We start from the raw sequence: 16,642 nt of genomic DNA on the forward strand, positions 1-16,642 counted from the left end.
ATCACGGGTGGTGGAACTGCGCGCCGAGCCGGACCCCGGACAGGCTCAAGTATACGACCTAACGGTAGGTCGGGTGGTCGAGTTGTGCGGAAGTTGTACCGGAAATTCGCGGCACATCTTGGATCGCACCCGGCACCGGGGCACAGTCGGCAGGGTGAGAGCAGAACAACATGGCGCCGTGGTCGTGACCGGTGGTACCAGTGGCATCGGCCGCGCCTGCGCGAGCAAGCTGACCGAGGCCTTTCCGGGCAAGGTCATCATCACCGGGACCGACGAGCGCCGGACCGCGGCCGCCGCGCGGGGCATCAGTGCCGAACCCGCCGTGCTGGATCTGCGTTCGTTCGAGTCCATCCGGCAGTTCACCCAGCAGCTGCGATCGCAGCCGCCGATCCGGGCACTGGTCTGCAATGCGGGCGTGCAGCTCAATCACCGCAGATATACGGCGGACGGCATCGAGGAATCCTTCGCGGTCAACTATCTCGGCCATTTCGCGCTCATCCAGTTGCTGCTCGATCAGCTGGCCCGGCCGTCCCGGATCGTCCTGGTGACCTCGGGGGCGCACGACCCGAAGGTGTGGAGCGGAATGGCGCCGCCGCGCCTGTGCTCGGTGGCCGACCTGGCCTTTCCGATCGATGGCAACGAACCCGAGCACCGGTCCGCGCAGCGCAGCTACACCACCGCCAAGCTGTGTTCCGTCATGGCCGCCTATGCGCTGTCGCGCAGGTACGCCGAGGAGGGAATATCGATCAACGCGTTCGACCCAGGGCTGGTCCCGGCGACGAATGCGGCCCGCGACGCCACGGCTACCGTGCGGCTGCTGTGGAATACCGTGTACCGCTTGGCCATTCCGCTGCCCGGGGTATCGACGGTGGCCGCCGCGGGCGGCAATCTCGCGCGCCTGATCACCGACCCCGAGCTCGCCGGTGTCAGCGGATGCTACTTCTCCGGGCGTCATCAGCGCGCTTCCTCGCTCGACAGCTACAACACCACGTATCAGCGCGACGTCTGGGAACAGAGTCTCGAACTGTTGCGCAAGTACGGGATCGGTGTGTGACGATCAGTCGACCGGCTGGACGCGAAATACCGGCGTCCGACCGGCGAGTGCCTCGAATTCCGCAGGGGTTCCTTCGCGAACCACGCCCGCCTTGATCATTATTCGCACCCCGGCCGGCACCAATTGTGGGAATGCCCGCAGGATCGGCTTGCTGTCCTCGGCAGGAAGTTCGATGAGCCGGACGGTCCGCTTGCGTCGTCCGTTGGCGAGCACGGCGGTATCCGCCGCGCGAACATTGCGCACCCATGCCGCACCGGGGAAACCGCCGAGTATGTATTGATTGCCCTGGTACGTGAATTGAGTGACCGGCGTGGTCCGCGGCTGCCCCGACTTTCGTCCTACAACGGTCAGTACGGTGAATGTGTTGCCCATGCGCAGGCCCAGTTTCTGTAGCCCGATGACGATCCGGTTCATCGGCCGGAAGCCACGCGGAATGTGCAGGCCATTGTTCTTCGACATCATGCTCCGATTCCCCTCTCGCGCTGGGTGATCGAGATCTGCCCGGCACCGGTTGCGGTGCCGCGATGACTAGAGTCTACTTGCCCGACCGAACGTTAGGTAGTACCATAATTTCCATGGCTGACATGCGGAGATCATCCGCTCGGAAGGGCCGCGGCGAGGTGCCCAAGCGCGAAGAGATCTTGAACGTCGCCGAAGCGCACCTGACCAGGCTCGGCTACCGCGGCGTCTCGTTGCACGCGATCGCGACCGAGGTCGGGCTCTCCAAACCAAGCCTCTACCACCATTTTCCGGATGGGAAAGAGGAACTGTTCGTCGCGATTCTGAATCGCTCACTGACCGAGGCGCGCACCGCGTTGGAATCGGTGATCAGCGCCCAGGAATCACCGACCGAACAATTGCACGTGGCAGTGCATTGGCTGATGCACGAGCCGGCGCGCGGCCGGGGCATCGAGCTGATGCACGATGTGACCAGGTTCGTCGATGCCAAATATCACGCGACCGTCGCCGAGGCCTATCTGAACGCGCATTATCGGCCGATTCACAAAGTCGTTGCGGCGGGCGTGGAATCGGGCGCGTTCCGGGCCGTGGATCCGGTGTTCGTCACCTGGTCGATTCTCGGCCTCATCGGCGGGTTGATGGAAGTGAATCTGCTGTCGCCGACCACGCCGGCGCCACGGATCGACGGCGGCGAATCGCAGCTGGCCGAAGAGGCGCTGGATTTGTTGCTGCACGGAATTGCGACATAGTCGTCCGCGGGCCACCGGGGGACGGGTAGGCACAGTCGTTCGGTGACTGCCGGATCGGCGGAAAGCGATGGGAGCAACTGTGACGCTCGAGTACATCGAGACCGCGGAACTTCACCTGGCGTTCGAGGAGCGCGGGCCGGCCGCGGGCACGCCGGTCCTGATGATTCACGGCCTCCCTGACGACGCGCGGTCCTGGACCGGGGTCGCCGAAGTTATTGCCGCGCTGGGTTATCGGACGATCTGCCCGTATCTCCGTGGGATCGGTGCGACCCGGTTCCGGACAGCGGAGGCCGCCCGCTGCGGTCCGCTCGGGGTGCACGTCGCCGACATGATCGAGGCGATCGACGTGCTCGACCTGGACGCCGTGATCCTGATCGGCCACGGCTACGGCGCGTCGATCGCGCAGGGGGTCGCGGTGCTGCGCCCGCATCGGGTCGCCCGCCTGATCAGCCTCGGCAGCTACGCGCTCGGCGGCTCGACCGCGTCGCCACAGGTGATGCGGGCCCGGTGGTACCGATGGCTGTTGCAGACCGAAGAGGGCATGGACATCGTCTCGCGCGCGCCGGAGCAGTTCTGTGCCTACCTGTGGCAGGTCTGGTCGCCCTCGTGGCGCGAGCGCGGGCCCGCGTTCGACGGCATGCGATCCTCCTTGCGCAACCCGGATTTTCCGGCGCTGATGTGCTCGGCCTACCGCAGCAGTGCGGCCTGTGGCAAACCGGCTGCCGCGCTCATCGAGGCGCGAATCACGCACGCGCGCATAGCTGTTCCCACCGTCGTGCTGGTGGGGGTCGATGACGCCAGCGGGCGGACCGCGGACGACGACGTGTGCGACGACCGCTACTTCGCGCGGTTGACCGACCGCAGGGCGCTGGTCGGCGTCGGGCATTTCGTACACCGGGAGAGCCCGGACTCGGTGGTCCGGGCTCTGCTGGCGACGGCCGAACACTCAGCGTCCGACTGCAGCCGACGGTCGCGATGAGCGCAACGCTTCGATGATGCCGGTCGCGGCGCGCCTGGCATCGCGGACACAGTCGTTGACGCCGACCCCGAAATAGGAATTTCCCGCCATGTGCAGCCCGCCGAGCTGGGCGACCGAGTCGAGCAACTCGCGGAACAGGGGCCGGTGGCCCACCGGGTAGGTCGGGATCGGCCTGCGCCACAGGTGTTCGTGGCAGAACACCGGAGTCCCCTTCAGGCCGAAGGCATTCTGCAAATCATGGTGGATCAGCTCGACCGCGCGTTCCTTGCGGTGGGTCAGGATCGGTGCGTCGGGGAGTCCGCCGGCCAGCACCCTGATCATGATCTGATCGGCGGGGGCCTGCTCGGGGAAGATCGTCGACGCGTGGATCGCGCCGAGCAGATCCGACGGCAGCCCCGGCGTGGCGATGAAGCCGATACCGCGTGGCGGGCGCGCCACATCCGTCTTGCGATAGGCGAGCGCGACAACCCGAATGTCCGGATGCGGCAGTACCGAAAGGGCATCGGCGACCGGCGCGTGGTGTGGCCGGACGAGCTGCACGGCGGCGTCGGAGGGGAGTGCGATCAGCGCATGGTCGGCTTCGTACGCCGGTCCGTCGTCGGTCAGCACGCGCCACCGGCCTTCTGCGGTGTGTTCCAGCGCGCGCACCGCTGTCCCGAGGCGAATCCGCTCGCCGAGCACGGCCGCGAGGGTGTCGACCAGATGCTGCATGCCACTGCCGCGGAAGGTCTTGAGACGGTTGCCGAACTCGCGGAAGCTGGGGATCCGCGGTGACACAGGGTCGAGGCGGTGCCGTTGCTGCTGATTGCGTACCGCACCGATGAGCACGCTGCCGTACTTTCGCTCCAGTTCTTTGATCAGCGGGAACTCGCCTTCGATACTGAAATTGTCCGCGTCGCCGCCGACCACGCCACGTACCGCAGGCACGGCGAACTTCTCGGCGACCTCGCGGCCGAATCGGCGGGTCACGAAATCGATCACCGAGTCCTCTTCGTGCCGCGGCGGAACAAATACTTCGGATAGAAGTCTGGCCTTGCCGTGCGCGCTCAGCAGCGGCGTGCGCAGCAATTGACCGAGGGTTCCCGGAATTTGATAGATACGATTGTCCTTCAGCAGCGATATCTTCGCTGCCTCCTTCGTTGCCGGTATGAGATCGCCGCTGATGCCGAGCCGATCTATCAGCAGCCTGGTATCCGATCCATTGTCGATGAATCCGTGGGGTCCGATATCGACAACGTATCGGCCCGTGGTCACCGCGCCCACGATCCCGCCGACGCGATCGGTGGCCTCCAGCACCGTGACCGAGGCATCCGGCCTGTTCCTGATGATCTCGTATGCTGCGGTCAACCCGGTGATCCCGCCGCCGATCACAACAACATCTCGTCTGTCCACCACGGCACAACCTCTTTCGACTTTCGCGAAGACTGTTCTCGGGCCATGCAACTCCGGTAGCGGCCGTGCTGGCAAACATTTCACGTTCACTTCCGCACTTCGACCGCGAATCTGCGGAAGTAGCGCGGTACCGGCGCACAGTTCTTGATCCGCTGCCGAGCAGCCGGTATCCCTTGATTAGTCACTCCGCAATCAGCCGAAATCACAGGCTACGAATGGGTGAAAGATGACAATCGTAAATGTCGAGATCAGTTTCAGAACCGCGTCGGCGGATCGGCTAGAATTATTCGCCGGCGCTGCGCAAAAAATAGATGATCACCTGTCCTCACTGATTCGCGGACCCGCGATCGATGAGGCGGTTGTGCTCGCGACGTGCAATCGGGTCGAAATCTATGCCAGTGCGAATTCCGCGCCCGCCGCGGCCGAGGCGGTGCTCGACTGCACGGCGGCGGCCGCCGGGCTGCCTGCCGCCGAGGTGCGCGACTGTGCGCGGGTGCGGCGCGACGCACCCGCGGTCGAGCATCTGTTCTCGGTGGCCTGTGGCCTCGAATCGATGGCGCTCGGCGAGAACCAGATCGTCGCGCAGATGCGCCGGGCGGTACGCAACGCACAGCAGGCCGTCGTCATCGGCACCGAATTGCACGATCTGTTCGACGCGGCGCTGCGCGCCAGCAAACTGGTGCGCAGCAAGACCAGTATCGGCGGCGCCGGAATCTCGCTCGTGCACTCCGGTCTGGAACTGGCCGCATCGTGTCTCGGTGGCCTGCAAGGCCGTACCGCGTTGCTCATCGGTTCCGGCACCATCGGCAGCCTGTCCGGCCGACTGCTGCGTGCCGCCGAGGTCGGCGACCTGCTGGTGTACGGACGCACGCCGGCCAAGGCCGCGCGCCTGGCGGAAACCGTTGCGGGCCGGTCGATCCCGCTGGCCGAGTTGCCCGAGGCCTTGGCCGCGGCGGAGGTGATCGTCAGCTCCACCTCCGCGAAGGGCGAGGTGATCACCGCCGACCAACTCGCCGCGGCAAGGGCGCAGGCCGGATGGCGTCCGCAGATCGTCCTCGACCTGGCGATGCCCCGCGATGTCGATCCCGCGTGTGCCCGGATCGAGGGCGTCACCGTCGCGGATGTGCACGCGGTCGGCGCGCACCTCGCGGCGCAGGACGTCGCGATCGACGTCGAGAAGTCCAGGCAGATCGTCGCCGAGGAGGTCGCTAATTTCCTGGCCGAGGTCAGAGAGAAGACCGCGGCCCCGCTCATTTCGGCGCTGCATCGCCGGGTCAGGGCCGATATCGACGAAGAACTCGACCGGCTGTATCGCAGGGTCCCCTCGCTCGACGCGCAGGCACGGGCGGCTACCTCCGCCGCGGTGCATCGGCTGGCCGGGCGCTTTCTGCACGGACCGACAACACGAACCAAGGAGATGTCCCGAACGCCGGAGGGCCTGATGTGCCTGGACGTGTTCACTCGCATCTTCGATCTCGAACAGATGGAGGTCGGCTCATGAAATACACCGACGAGAAGATCCGGCTCGGCACCCGCGGCAGCAAACTCGCTGTCTGCCAATCGATGTGGGTCGCTGATCGGCTCACCAGGGCCACCGGCGTCGACGTTCATCTGGTCACGGTGTCCACCGAGGGAGATGAATCGGCGCGGCCGATCGAGCAGCTCGGCAGCACCGGGGTCTTCGTCACGGCGCTGCGACACGCACTGTTGCGCGGCGACATCGACTTTGTCGTGCATTCCTACAAGGACCTGCCCTCGCAGCCGGAGCCCGAGCTGTGCATTCCGGGGATCCCGACGCGCGAGGATCCGCGTGACGCACTCGTGTGGCCGGGTGCGGCTCCCGGCGCGGCGACGCTCGAAAATCTGCCTGCCGCAACGCGTATCGGCACCGGGTCGCCACGACGCGTCGCACAGCTACATGCCGCGCGACCGGATGTGTCCGCGATACCCATCCGCGGCAACCTCGACACCAGGCTGCGCAAGGCCTCCGACGGCACAGTCGACGCGGTGATCCTGGCCATGGCCGGTCTGTCTCGACTCGGCAGGCTCGACGCATTCACCTCGCCGTTGCCTCCGAGAGTGCTGTTGCCCGCCCCGGCCCAGGGCGCCCTCGCGCTCGAGTGCCGTACCGACGATCCGAGGACCCGCGAGCTGCTGAGCCAACTCGACGACCCCGCGACGCGCACCGTAGTCACCGCCGAGCGGGAATTCCTCCGGATTCTCGACGCGGGATGCTCCAAACCTGTTGCCGCACTTGGGCAACTCACGACTAAAGGGGACCGGATCCGGATCGACGGCATGGTCGCGGACACCGCCGGGACGCGCATTCTGCGCGGACACCTCGACGGTGCGCGCGACACCGCCGCGGAACTGGGTCGCCGCCTCGCTGAGCAGCTGCTCGACCAGGGCGCGAGGGAACTGTTGACCGATCGAACCGAAGGAGCCACCCATGCACGATGACCTGCTCACCCGGGAGCGAATCCGGCCACGGCGGTCCCGCGTCAATCCCGCTGTCCGCAGACTCACCGCGGAAACCTCGGTGCGCGCAGCGGATCTGGTGCTGCCCGTGTTCGTCCGCGAGAACATCGCCGAGCCCGTGCCCATCGCGTCGCTGCCCGGTGTGGTGCAGCACAGCCTGCACTCGGTCCGGAAGGCGGCGGTCGAGGCCGCCGAGGCCGGGGTGGCGGGAATCATGCTGTTCGGCATACCGGACGACCAGCGCAAGGACGATATCGGTTCGGCGGCAACCGATCCCGACGGCATCCTGACCGCAGCGATCCGTGCCGTGATCGATGAGGTCGGCGACGGCTTGGTCGTCATGTCCGATCTGTGTCTCGACGAATTCACCTCGCACGGGCACTGCGGAGTTCTCGACGTCGCCGGTCGGGTCGACAACGACGCCACTCTGCTGCGCTACGCCGAGATGGCGGCGCTGCACGCGGAGGCCGGTGTCCACATGGTGGGGCTGAGCGGAATGATGGACAACCAGGTGTCCGCCGTTCGCGACGCACTCGACAGCGCCGGTTCCCCGGACGTCTCGATTCTCGCCTACGCGGCGAAATACTCCTCGGCGCTGTACGGCCCGTTCCGGGAAGCGGTCAACTCTTCCTTGCAGGGCGACCGCCGGACCTACCAAATGGATTACGCCAACGCCGTCGAGGCGCGGCGGGAGATTCTGAGCGATATCGCGCAGGGGGCGGATGTCGTGATGGTCAAACCGGCCTCGCTGTATCTGGACATTGTCCGGCAAGCCGCCGACCTCGCCGACGTTCCTGTTGCGGCATACCAGGTTTCGGGCGAGTACGCGATGATCGAGGCCGCCGCGCAGCGTGGCTGGATCGACCGCGAATCGGCAATTCGAGAATCCCTGACCTGCATCAGACGAGCCGGCGCCGACATCGTCTTCACCTACTGGGCGATGGCGGCGGCGAGCGGGCCGAGTTCACACACGGGTCGATGATTCGGCCGGATCGAAGGAGAACACAATGAGCACCACGACCACGGATCGTGCGCCCCGGCCGGAGAAGACCGCGCCGGAGAGCCTGTTCCTGCGCGCCGCGCGGGGCGAATCCACCGCGCGGGCGCCGATCTGGCTGATGCGCCAGGCCGGCCGGTACCTGCCGGAATATCAGAAGATCAAGCGGCAGCACGACTTCTGGACCATGTGCAGCACGCCGGAGCTGGCCGCCGAGGTCACGCTCCAGCCGGTGCACCGGTACGGGATGGACGCGGCGGTGATCTTCACCGACATCATGGTGCCCGCGATCGCCATGGGGGTGCCGGTGGATTTCACGCCGGGCCCGGTGATTTCGCCCATCCGCTCCGACGAACAGGTGACCGCGCTACGGGTTCCCGGCGAGAACGAGGTCGCGCCGAGCCTGTCCGAGGCCATTCGGCTCACCGCGAAGGAGACCGCGGTTCCGGTGATCGGACATGCGGGCGCGCCGCTGACCTTCGCCGCGTACCTGGTGACCGGACGCAAGTCGACCGACCATGTGGACTTCCGAACATGGTTGTCCGACAACCCGGCTCGTGCGCACGCCCTGCTCGACAAGGTTGCCGAGACCAGCACGAGCAGCCTGCGCATGCAGGTCGCCGCGGGGGCGCGGCTGGTTCAGCTGTTCGACAGCTGGGTCGGCATTCACGACCGGGCCACCTATCTCGAATTCGGGCTGCCGTATGCCAAGCGGATCATGCAGAACCTGGCCGATCTCGGCGTGCCGCGGGCGTACTTCACGCCGCAGGCGGCGCATCTGTACGACCTGGTCGCGACCGTCCCGGCCGAGGTGCTGAGCGTGGACTGGCGGACCCCGCTGAGCCGGAGCCGGGAATTCTTCGGCAACCGTGCCCTGCAGGGCAACCTGGATCCCGCGGTGCTGCTTGCCGAGCCCGACACGGTGGTCAAGGCTGCGGAAACGATCCTGCACGAAGGCCTGGGCGGTCCCCATATTTTCAATCTCGGACATGGGGTATTGCCCGAAACGCCACCCGACAACGTTGCGCGCCTGGTCGATGTGGTGCGCGACTTCGACCGAACCACCAGCGACAGTTGAGGCGATGATGGACAAGAGCGCGGAAATCGCCGAGCGTTTGTACAACGAACAGAACGAGATCACCACGGCGATGCAGGAATTGGAGGGCGGCGAGTTCCGCCACTCCGAGTGGCAGCACGAGGGTGTCGGCGGCGGCCGGACCCATATCATCGAGGGCGGCAAGGTTTTCGAACGCGCCGCGATCAACGTATCCCTGGTGCGCGGCGCGGAAACCCCGTCGGCCATCACCGAGGGACATGACCGCATCGACCGGTCCGGAAAGCCCTTCCGCGCCACGGGTTTATCGATGATCGTGCATCCGCGGAATCCGTACGCCCCGAGTTTCCACGCCAACTTCCGGTACTTCGAGGTCGGCGAGGACGAGTGGTGGTTCGGCGGCGGCTTGGATTTGACTCCGATGTACGGATTCGACGAGGATGCCGTCCACTTCCACACCACCCTGAAGTCCTGGTGCGACCAGCACGCCGTCGCGGACTATCCGGGCTGGAAGAAGGCGTGTGACGAGTACTTCTATTTGAAGCACCGGGGCGAGATGCGCGGCGTGGGTGGGGTGTTCTTCGACTACTTGACCACGGACGCACCCGAGCTGGACGAGCAGGCGGCCTGCGTCTACCAAGGCGCGGCGACGATCGTTCCCGCGTACCTGCCCATCGTCGCCCGGCGGTCGCTGCTGCCCTATGGCGATGCCGAACGGCAGTGGCAGCTGCTGCGGCGCGGCCGCTACGTCGAGTTCAACCTGATCTACGACCGGGGCACCCTGTTCGGTCTGCAGACCGGGGTCGCGATCGACTCCGTCCTCATGTCCATGCCGCCGATGGCGCGCTGGTCCTATGACGTCCAGCCCGCCGAGGGCAGCCCGGAGCGCGATGTCGCGCGATTCCTGCAGCCCACCGACTGGGTCGGCGCCGAAGCCGCCGACCTGCACTGAAACTTCCTCGACCGAAGGGACTTCCGAGATGTCCGAGACAATTCTGGTAACCGGAGCAACGAGCAAGAACGGGGCGGCAGCGCTGCGTCACCTCGCCGGGAGCGGCCATTCATTGCGGGCCGCCACCCGGGAACCGGAGCAGATCAACCAGCCGAATGTGCAAGCGGTGCGGTTCGATTGGCAGGATCCGACGACCTACGACGACGCCGTCGCCGGCGTGACCGCCGCCTATGTGGTCATTCCGGAGGAGATGTTCGACGGACCGGACCGCGCACGGGTGTTCATCGAACGGGCCGCCGCGGCAGGCGTGCGACGGATCGTCGCGCTGTCCGCGCGTGGCGTGGATGCCTTTCCCGGACATCCCCTGCAGGGGGTCGAAACAGTCGTCCAGGCCTCGGAACTGGAATGGGTCATCCTGCGGCCGAACTGGTTCATGCAGAACTTCACCGAGGGGATCTTCCGCCCTAATCTGTTCGAGGCGGGCGAGATTCGGTGTCCCGGCGGCGATGCGAAGATCAGTTTCGTCGACGTCGACGATATCGGCGCTGTGGCGGCCGCGGCCTTGACTGGTCGGGTCGACGCGGGCACCGCGGTCGATCTGACCGGCCCGGAAGCGCTGACCTTCGGCGCGGTCGCCGCCCTGTTCACCGAGGCCTTCGGTCGCGAGATCCGTTATGTGCCGCTCACTTTCGACGATCCCGAGCTGGGGGCGAAGATGGGCCTCGGACCGCTGCCGCCGCAGGCGGTGCAGGCGCTGTTCGGTCGCGTGGTCGACGGCCACGAGGCATCGATCAGCGAGGACATCCCGCGCATCCTCGGCCGCCCGGCCGGTAGCTTCGCGCGGTTCGCGGCGCAGATCGCGCAGCAGCCGACGGCGGGTGTGTCGTGAAAGCGTTGGTGATCGGTGGCGGCCTGGCCGGCTTGACGCTGGCCGGGCGGCTGTCCCGGCTCGGCGCCAGTCCGCATGTGGTCGAACGCAATCCGGTCTATACCGACGCGGGTTACGGCATCGGACTGTACCGGCCCGGCAGCGGAGTCTTCCGAGCATTCGGGTGCTACGACGAATTCCTCACGCGCGGCAGCGAAATCGACGCCTACACGATCGCCGACTACCGCGGCAGGCGGCTCGCCTCGGTGAAGTTCTCGGCCATCAGCGAAGAGGTGCGCCCCTTCGTCATGGCGCCGCGGGCCGACCTGATCGATCTGCTGCGCGGCGCCTGCCCGGACGTGCCGATCACGATGGGTACCCAGGTGGTCGCGGTGCGCCCGCACATCGACCGGGTCGAGGCCGTCTTCGACAACGGGACGAGCGACGACTTCGACGTCGTCGCCTGCTGCGACGGCCGGAACTCCTTGGGGCGCAGCTGGATTCCCCAAGGCGTCAAGACCGTCGACACGAAGTGGGTCTACTGGACCTGGTGGGGTCCCGGCTCGGTCTTCGACCCCGACGCGCTGGTGGAACACTGCGCACCCGGCTGGTTCCTCGGCGCCTACCCGGTCCCCGGCAAATGCATGTACGGGCTGGGGGTGCCCGTCGAGCTGGCGCCGCCGGCCGATGCGCCGACCGAACAGGTGCGGGCGTACCTCACCGCGACACTGGAGCCGCTGACGCGCACCAGCCCCGCCGTGGCGGGACTGGTGGCCGAGGTGCCGAATTTCTATCGCTGGTCGATGCGGGACAGCCGGGCCCGCAAATGGCATCACGGACGGATCGTGCTGTGCGGTGACGCCGCCGCGACGGCGCTGCCGACCGCGGGCGTCGGCGCTTCGCACGCGATCCATTCGGCCGGCGTGCTCGCCGAAGAGCTCGGCCGGGTCGGGCGCGCGGATGTTCCGGCCGCGCTGTCCCGCTACGCCGCCCGGTGCCAGCGGTTCGTAGAGATGAATGTCCGCAAGGCGCGGTTTACCGCGCGCTACTCGTTCACCCGCACGGTGCCGACCACCTGGCTGCGCGATCGCGTGCTGGAGCGGTATCCGACCGAGCGAATCCTCGACCAGCTGACCAAGAGCGTCAGCCATGCCTATTGATCTGGTGTCGCCATGAAACTGTCATCCGAATCCGAGCGACTGTTCAAACGGGCAGTCACGATGATCCCCGGCGGGGTCAATTCTCCGGTCCGCGCGTTCACCGCGGTCGGCGGTGTCCCGCGCTTCATGTCCCGCGGTGCCGGGCCGCACCTTTGGGACGTCGACGGCAACCGTTACGTCGATCTGATCGCCTCCTGGGGTCCGTTGATCCTGGGGCACGCCCATCCCGACGTGCTCGCCGCCGTTGCCGACGCGGCGCGCTCCGGTCTGTCGTTCGGTGCGCCGACCCCGCTCGAGCTCGACTTGGTCGACGAGGTGCAACGCCGGGTACCCCCGGTGGAACAGCTGCGCCTGGTCAATTCGGGGACCGAGGCGGCGATGAGCGCGGTCCGGCTCGCCCGCGGCGCCACCGGCCGGGCGAAGGTGATCAAGTTCGCCGGGCACTACCACGGTCACACCGATTCCCTGCTGGCGCAGGCGGGGTCCGGCATCGCGACCCTCGGCACGCCCTCCAGCGCCGGGGTCACCGAGGCGCAGACCGCGCACACCATCGTCATCCCGTACAACGACCCCGCCGCGGTGCGCGCGGCCTTCGCCGAACACGGTGCCGACATCGCCTGCGTGATCACCGAGGCCGCGCCGGGCAACATGGGCGTCGTCCCGCCCGCGCCCGGTTTCACCGCCACCCTGCGCCAACTGTGCGACGAGCACGGCGCCCTGCTGATCAGCGACGAGGTCATGACGGGATTCCGGCTTTCACCGGGCGGCTGGTTCGGCCTCGAAGGCATTGCCCCGGACCTGTTCGTCTTCGGCAAGGTGATGGCGGGCGGCATGCCCGCCGCGGCCTTCGGCGGCCGAGCGGAGGTGATGGCCGAACTCGCACCGGTCGGTTCGGTCTACCAGGCGGGCACCCTGTCTGGGAACCCCGTGGCGGTCAGCGCGGGCCTGGCCACCCTCCGGGCGGCGCACGACGGCGTCTACACGACGCTGGACGAAAACGCGGCCCGGCTGTGCCGACTGATCGACGCCGCCCTCACCCGGCACGGCGTCCCCCATCGGATACCCACCGCCGGAAGCATGTTCAGCGTCTTCTTCACCACCGACCCGGTACCTGACTTCGCCGCCGCCCGCGCCACCCAAACCTGGCGCTACCCGCCGTTCTTCCACGCCCTCCTGGCCAACGGCGTCTACGCCCCGCCGAGCCCCTTCGAATCCTGGTTCGTCAACGTTGCGATGACCGACGAAGACTTCACCACCATCGAAGCCGCCCTGGACCACGCGGCCCGCCACGCCGCCGAAGCCACCCCACCATCCCAGTCCTGAATCCAAAGCCCCCGTTGTCTAGTGGCCCAGGACACCGGCCCCTCACGCCGGAAGCGCGGGTTCGAATCCCGCCGGGGGTACCAATATGCCTGTCGCACTTGGTTTTTAAATACGCCGTCAGTCGTGGTATGGCTCGACAGTGAACTGGACTTCACCGGATGGGGGAACGTGGCCCGCGTTGACCGAGACGGCGCCGACGAAGCGGCCGAAGCCCGGGTAGAAGATGGTCGAGGCCGGATCGGTGATGCCGAAACCGGGACCGTCGATGTGCCGGTTGAACGTTCCGGTCTCGTTGGTGTCGAGATTGCGCCAGTTCAAGCTGACATCGAGCGAGCACGGCCCCAGCCCGATCAGGTTGTGCGTGACAGTGAACGAGGCGGCGTTCGGATAACCCCTACCGTTCACAGTCGCGCTGACGACTCCCACGCAGGGACCTTGCGCCAACGTGTACATCCTCGCGAATTCTCCGCCGTTGGCCGTTGGTTCCGCCGAAGCGGGTGCCGCGGCCCCCACTGCCAGCCCAGCGAGGGTACAGACATAGACCATCGTTCGGACTAATCGCATTATCATCTCCTGGTCGCTATGGGGAATCGGGCCAGCTCGCAGTACCCAGCATTTTGCCAGCAAAACCGTTCCTCGCTGCCCCGCCTTACTGTCGTCTGTTCATAGGCCGCGTTTTCGGGCATTCAGCCCGAGCATTCGGTGGGGCGACCTCTCGGTCGAGCTGGCTGCTCGCTTTGCGACGATGGAGCAGTCGATCAGTGGCCACTACACCGTGCAAAGGGATGTCCTTGTCGCTATGACCACCGCAGAGCAGTTCCGGGACCGGATCCTCGACGCGGCATACGAGTGCTACCTGGAGGCGCCGTTGTCGGAGCGCATGCACTCCTTGATCGCCGAGCGGGCCGGGGTGTCCCGGCCGACCGTCTACAAGTACGTCGGTGACCAGGAGCAGATCCGGCGGGCGTTGATGCTGCGGGAGGCGATGGGGTACGTCGCCGCGCTCGAGCCGGTTTTCGCGCGTCGGTTGCCCCTGCGGGAACACTTCCGGGAACTGGTGGTTTTCACCGTCGTCTATATGCGCGACAGCGCCCTGTTCCAGGTGATGCTCGCTGCCGCTCCCGAGGTGGTCGCGCGGGGGCTGACGGTCGAACTGGCGCCGGTCCTCGCGGCGGGCTCGTCGGTGGCGGAACCGATGCTGCTGCGGCTCCATCCCGAGATGACCGAGCCGCCGGTGCCGCTGCACCTGGTGATCGAGTGGGGCGTGCGAATCAGCCTGTCGCTGTTGACAACACCGAGTCCGTACGCCGAACTCGACACCGCCGAGGCGGTTCGGGCTCACGTCGACGCGCTTTTCGAGATCATCGGGCCCGCGGCGCTGTGAAGCGGGGCACCGCGGCCGGGCCGGACCGTGGTTCCGGCGGGTAGGAAACGTCCGGCGCCCCAAGCGGTCCCGAGCCCGTCGGCGAAATCGCCGTCGCGGTAGACAACGTGACCCGCGACGATGGTGGCGCTGATCGCCCCGGTGTCGCGATTGACCATGCGGCGCAGGCCGCCGTACTCGGGCATCTCTCGCTCGGCCAGGCCGTGCACGTTCTGATCCAGGCGATCGGGGTCGATGATGGCGATATCGGCACGGTCGCCCACCCGGAGATAGCCGGCGTCGAGGTCGAACCAGTGGGCGAGTTCCCCGGTGAGCCGATGCAAGGCTTGCTCGACGGACAGAAACGGTTTGCGCTTGCGCTGAGCGGATTTCACGCGTTCCAGCAGTCGCAGATGGTAGTTGTAGAACGCCATGTTGCGCAGATGGGCGCCGGCGTCGCCGAACCCCATGTGCACGTACTTGTTCGCGGCGATCTTGTCCAGGTACTTCGGCCGATTGTTGGCGATTGTGGTGCGCCAGCGGATATCTCGGCCGTACTCGACAACCAGGTCGAGAAACGCGTCGACCGGATGGATGCCGCGCGCGCGGCCGATCTCCCCGAAGCTCTTGGCGATCAGCGTGTGGTCCGGGCAGGCGACGACGACGGCGTCGAACAGGTCCCGGTGCCAGATCTTGGGTGCAAGTTTGTTCTGGTAATCACGTCGGAACCAGCGCCGATACTTCTCGGACCGCAGCAGCTCGTTGCGCTCGATCTGATCCTTGATGTCCAAAGCCGCTGCGCCGGAGCCGAATTCCTCGAAGACCACGAGGTCGATGCCGTCCGCGTAGACGGTGAACGGTACCGGCAGATGCTGCCAGTGGAACCGGCCCCGCAGCAGCCGGTTGAGGACGGACGCGCCGTAGAGCATGAAGTAGATCAGCGGCGGGTATGCCTTGGAATCGGCGGCGGCCAGCAGGGACACCTTCAGACGTTTGCGGCCGAAGCGTCCGGCGGAGGCGAGGAAGAACTGACCGATATTGAGGTTGAACCCGATCCGCGGCGTGCTTTGCAGAATACGATCGCGCTCACGCAGAACGCGATTGAGGGCACGGAATTCCTTGCGCCGCACGAAGGTCGAGGGCAATGAGCGAGAGCGGTAGCGGTCGCCGTCGAGCTTGTCGATCCAATTGGTGGTGGACGAGAGTCCCAGGAATCCGGCGTCCAGCGCCTCGGTGAGCAGGACGCGCATGTGCTCGAGTTCGCCGGGGGTCGGCCGAACGTGTTCGTCGACCGCGCGGTCCATCCCCATCACGTGGACGCGCATATCCGAATGTCCCAGGAACGTGGCGACATTGGGGCCGAGCTTCAGCGTGTCGATCGCCTTGGCGTACTCGGCGGGCGTTGACCACGTGCGGTGTTCGTCCAGGACACGGATCACGACGTCGCGCGGCACGGCCTCCACTCTGCTGAAGATGTCGGCACACTCGGTATTGGTGGCCAGAATCGTGGTGAGTGAACAGTTTCCGATCACCACGGTGGTGACGCCGTGGCGCACGGACTCGCCGAGGGCGGGGGAGACCAGCATTTCGGCGTCGTAGTGGGTATGGATGTCGACGAAACCGGGGGTCACCCACTTACCCGCCGCGTCGATCACCTCGTTCGCATCGGCGGGGTCGAGCCCCTCTGCGCGGATGTCCACGACCTCGCCGTCGCGGACGGCGATATCGCTGACCCGGGGTGCGGCACCGGTTCCGTCGAACCAGATCCCGTTCTGCACGAGCAGGTCGTACCGGCTCATCCGAAGGCTCCTCTC

The 16,642-nt window shown here is 66.6% G+C and carries 16 protein-coding genes and 1 tRNA gene; 13 read left to right on the forward strand and 4 right to left on the reverse strand.

Annotated features, from left to right (window positions below):
- The first annotated feature begins 154 nt into the window (after nt 1-154).
- Nucleotides 155-1,054 (forward strand): SDR family NAD(P)-dependent oxidoreductase, encoded by a 900-nt coding sequence (locus KV110_RS08980; RefSeq protein WP_218475061.1) that lies wholly within the window; start codon nt 155-157, stop codon nt 1,052-1,054.
- Between the two features lie 3 nt (nt 1,055-1,057).
- On the opposite strand, the gene KV110_RS08985 is transcribed toward KV110_RS08980, so the two are convergent.
- On the reverse strand, nt 1,058-1,513 hold the full coding sequence (locus KV110_RS08985; protein ID WP_218478278.1) for a nitroreductase family deazaflavin-dependent oxidoreductase: 456 nt from the start codon (nt 1,511-1,513) through the stop codon (nt 1,058-1,060).
- Between the two features lie 116 nt (nt 1,514-1,629).
- On the opposite strand from KV110_RS08985, the gene KV110_RS08990 reads away from it, so the two are divergent.
- Nucleotides 1,630-2,262, forward strand: a complete 633-nt coding sequence (locus KV110_RS08990; protein ID WP_218475063.1) for a TetR/AcrR family transcriptional regulator — start codon at nt 1,630-1,632, stop codon at nt 2,260-2,262.
- Between the two features lie 79 nt (nt 2,263-2,341).
- Nucleotides 2,342-3,241 carry an alpha/beta fold hydrolase gene (locus KV110_RS08995; RefSeq protein WP_218475064.1) on the forward strand — a complete coding sequence of 300 codons (900 nt, stop codon included), beginning with the start codon at nt 2,342-2,344 and terminating at the stop codon, nt 3,239-3,241.
- Here KV110_RS08995 and hemG read toward each other — a convergent pair.
- A complete protein-coding gene (gene hemG / locus KV110_RS09000; RefSeq protein WP_218475066.1) occupies nt 3,209-4,636 on the reverse strand; it encodes a protoporphyrinogen oxidase in 1,428 nt (475 codons plus the stop codon). The genes KV110_RS08995 and hemG overlap by 33 nt on opposite strands.
- Before the next feature lie 223 nt (nt 4,637-4,859).
- On the opposite strand from hemG, the gene hemA reads away from it, so the two are divergent.
- The 9 genes from hemA (at nt 4,860) to KV110_RS09045 (ending at nt 13,548) form a co-directional block, all read left to right on the forward strand.
- Entirely contained in the window at nt 4,860-6,134 is a 1,275-nt protein-coding gene (hemA, locus tag KV110_RS09005; protein ID WP_218475068.1) for a glutamyl-tRNA reductase, read from the forward strand.
- Nucleotides 6,131-7,093, forward strand: a complete 963-nt coding sequence (gene hemC, locus KV110_RS09010) for a hydroxymethylbilane synthase (protein WP_218475069.1) — start codon at nt 6,131-6,133, stop codon at nt 7,091-7,093. Before hemA ends, hemC begins: the two co-directional genes overlap by 4 nt.
- Complete coding sequence (gene hemB / locus KV110_RS09015; RefSeq protein WP_218475071.1) at nt 7,083-8,093, forward strand: porphobilinogen synthase; 1,011 nt, start codon at nt 7,083-7,085, stop codon at nt 8,091-8,093. The genes hemC and hemB overlap by 11 nt, the downstream gene beginning before the upstream one ends.
- Nucleotides 8,094-8,118: 25 nt before the next feature.
- Nucleotides 8,119-9,186 carry a uroporphyrinogen decarboxylase gene (gene hemE / locus KV110_RS09020; protein ID WP_218475072.1) on the forward strand — a complete coding sequence of 356 codons (1,068 nt, stop codon included), beginning with the start codon at nt 8,119-8,121 and terminating at the stop codon, nt 9,184-9,186.
- A 4-nt stretch (nt 9,187-9,190) separates the two neighbouring features.
- Nucleotides 9,191-10,114, forward strand: coding sequence for an oxygen-dependent coproporphyrinogen oxidase (hemF, locus tag KV110_RS09025; RefSeq protein ID WP_218475074.1), 924 nt, complete (start codon nt 9,191-9,193; stop codon nt 10,112-10,114).
- Between the two features lie 28 nt (nt 10,115-10,142).
- Nucleotides 10,143-11,003 (forward strand): NmrA family NAD(P)-binding protein, encoded by an 861-nt coding sequence (locus tag KV110_RS09030; protein WP_218475075.1) that lies wholly within the window; start codon nt 10,143-10,145, stop codon nt 11,001-11,003.
- Nucleotides 11,000-12,142: an FAD-dependent oxidoreductase gene (locus KV110_RS09035; protein WP_218475077.1), complete on the forward strand. Its 1,143-nt coding sequence runs from the start codon at nt 11,000-11,002 to the stop codon at nt 12,140-12,142. The genes KV110_RS09030 and KV110_RS09035 overlap by 4 nt, the downstream gene beginning before the upstream one ends.
- 12 nt (nt 12,143-12,154) lie before the next feature.
- The gene (gene hemL / locus KV110_RS09040) at nt 12,155-13,465 is read left to right on the forward strand and encodes a glutamate-1-semialdehyde 2,1-aminomutase (RefSeq protein ID WP_218475079.1); all 1,311 of its coding nucleotides are present in this window, start codon (nt 12,155-12,157) and stop codon (nt 13,463-13,465) included.
- A gap of 7 nt (nt 13,466-13,472) precedes the next feature.
- Nucleotides 13,473-13,548 (forward strand) — tRNA-Glu (locus tag KV110_RS09045).
- A 34-nt stretch (nt 13,549-13,582) separates the two neighbouring features.
- On the opposite strand, the gene KV110_RS09050 is transcribed toward KV110_RS09045, so the two are convergent.
- Nucleotides 13,583-13,891 (reverse strand): hypothetical protein, encoded by a 309-nt coding sequence (locus KV110_RS09050; RefSeq protein ID WP_218475081.1) that lies wholly within the window; start codon nt 13,889-13,891, stop codon nt 13,583-13,585.
- Between the two features lie 373 nt (nt 13,892-14,264).
- Here KV110_RS09050 and KV110_RS09055 point away from each other — a divergent pair, with 373 nt between their 5' ends.
- A complete protein-coding gene (locus KV110_RS09055; protein ID WP_218475082.1) occupies nt 14,265-14,849 on the forward strand; it encodes a TetR/AcrR family transcriptional regulator in 585 nt (194 codons plus the stop codon).
- Here the strand turns inward: KV110_RS09055 and KV110_RS09060 are convergent.
- Nucleotides 14,804-16,627, reverse strand: coding sequence for an N-acyl-D-amino-acid deacylase family protein (locus KV110_RS09060; protein WP_218475084.1), 1,824 nt, complete (start codon nt 16,625-16,627; stop codon nt 14,804-14,806). The genes KV110_RS09055 and KV110_RS09060 overlap by 46 nt on opposite strands.
- Between the last annotated feature and the right edge of the window lie 15 nt (nt 16,628-16,642).

The organism is Nocardia iowensis, assembly GCF_019222765.1.
In the GTDB taxonomy this organism is placed as follows: Bacteria; Actinomycetota; Actinomycetes; order Mycobacteriales; family Mycobacteriaceae; genus Nocardia; species Nocardia iowensis.

Coding starts and splice junctions, on each gene's coding strand:
- KV110_RS08985 (WP_218478278.1), bottom strand. CDS start 1,513: ATGTCGAAGAACAATGGCCTGCACATTCCGCGTGGCTTCCGGCCGATG.
- KV110_RS08990 (WP_218475063.1), top strand. CDS start 1,630: ATGGCTGACATGCGGAGATCATCCGCTCGGAAGGGCCGCGGCGAGGTG.
- hemA (WP_218475068.1), top strand. CDS start 4,860: ATGACAATCGTAAATGTCGAGATCAGTTTCAGAACCGCGTCGGCGGAT.
- hemC (WP_218475069.1), top strand. CDS start 6,131: ATGAAATACACCGACGAGAAGATCCGGCTCGGCACCCGCGGCAGCAAA.
- hemB (WP_218475071.1), top strand. CDS start 7,083: ATGCACGATGACCTGCTCACCCGGGAGCGAATCCGGCCACGGCGGTCC.
- hemE (WP_218475072.1), top strand. CDS start 8,119: ATGAGCACCACGACCACGGATCGTGCGCCCCGGCCGGAGAAGACCGCG.
- hemF (WP_218475074.1), top strand. CDS start 9,191: ATGATGGACAAGAGCGCGGAAATCGCCGAGCGTTTGTACAACGAACAG.
- KV110_RS09030 (WP_218475075.1), top strand. CDS start 10,143: ATGTCCGAGACAATTCTGGTAACCGGAGCAACGAGCAAGAACGGGGCG.
- hemL (WP_218475079.1), top strand. CDS start 12,155: ATGAAACTGTCATCCGAATCCGAGCGACTGTTCAAACGGGCAGTCACG.
- KV110_RS09055 (WP_218475082.1), top strand. CDS start 14,265: ATGACCACCGCAGAGCAGTTCCGGGACCGGATCCTCGACGCGGCATAC.
- KV110_RS09060 (WP_218475084.1), bottom strand. CDS start 16,627: ATGAGCCGGTACGACCTGCTCGTGCAGAACGGGATCTGGTTCGACGGA.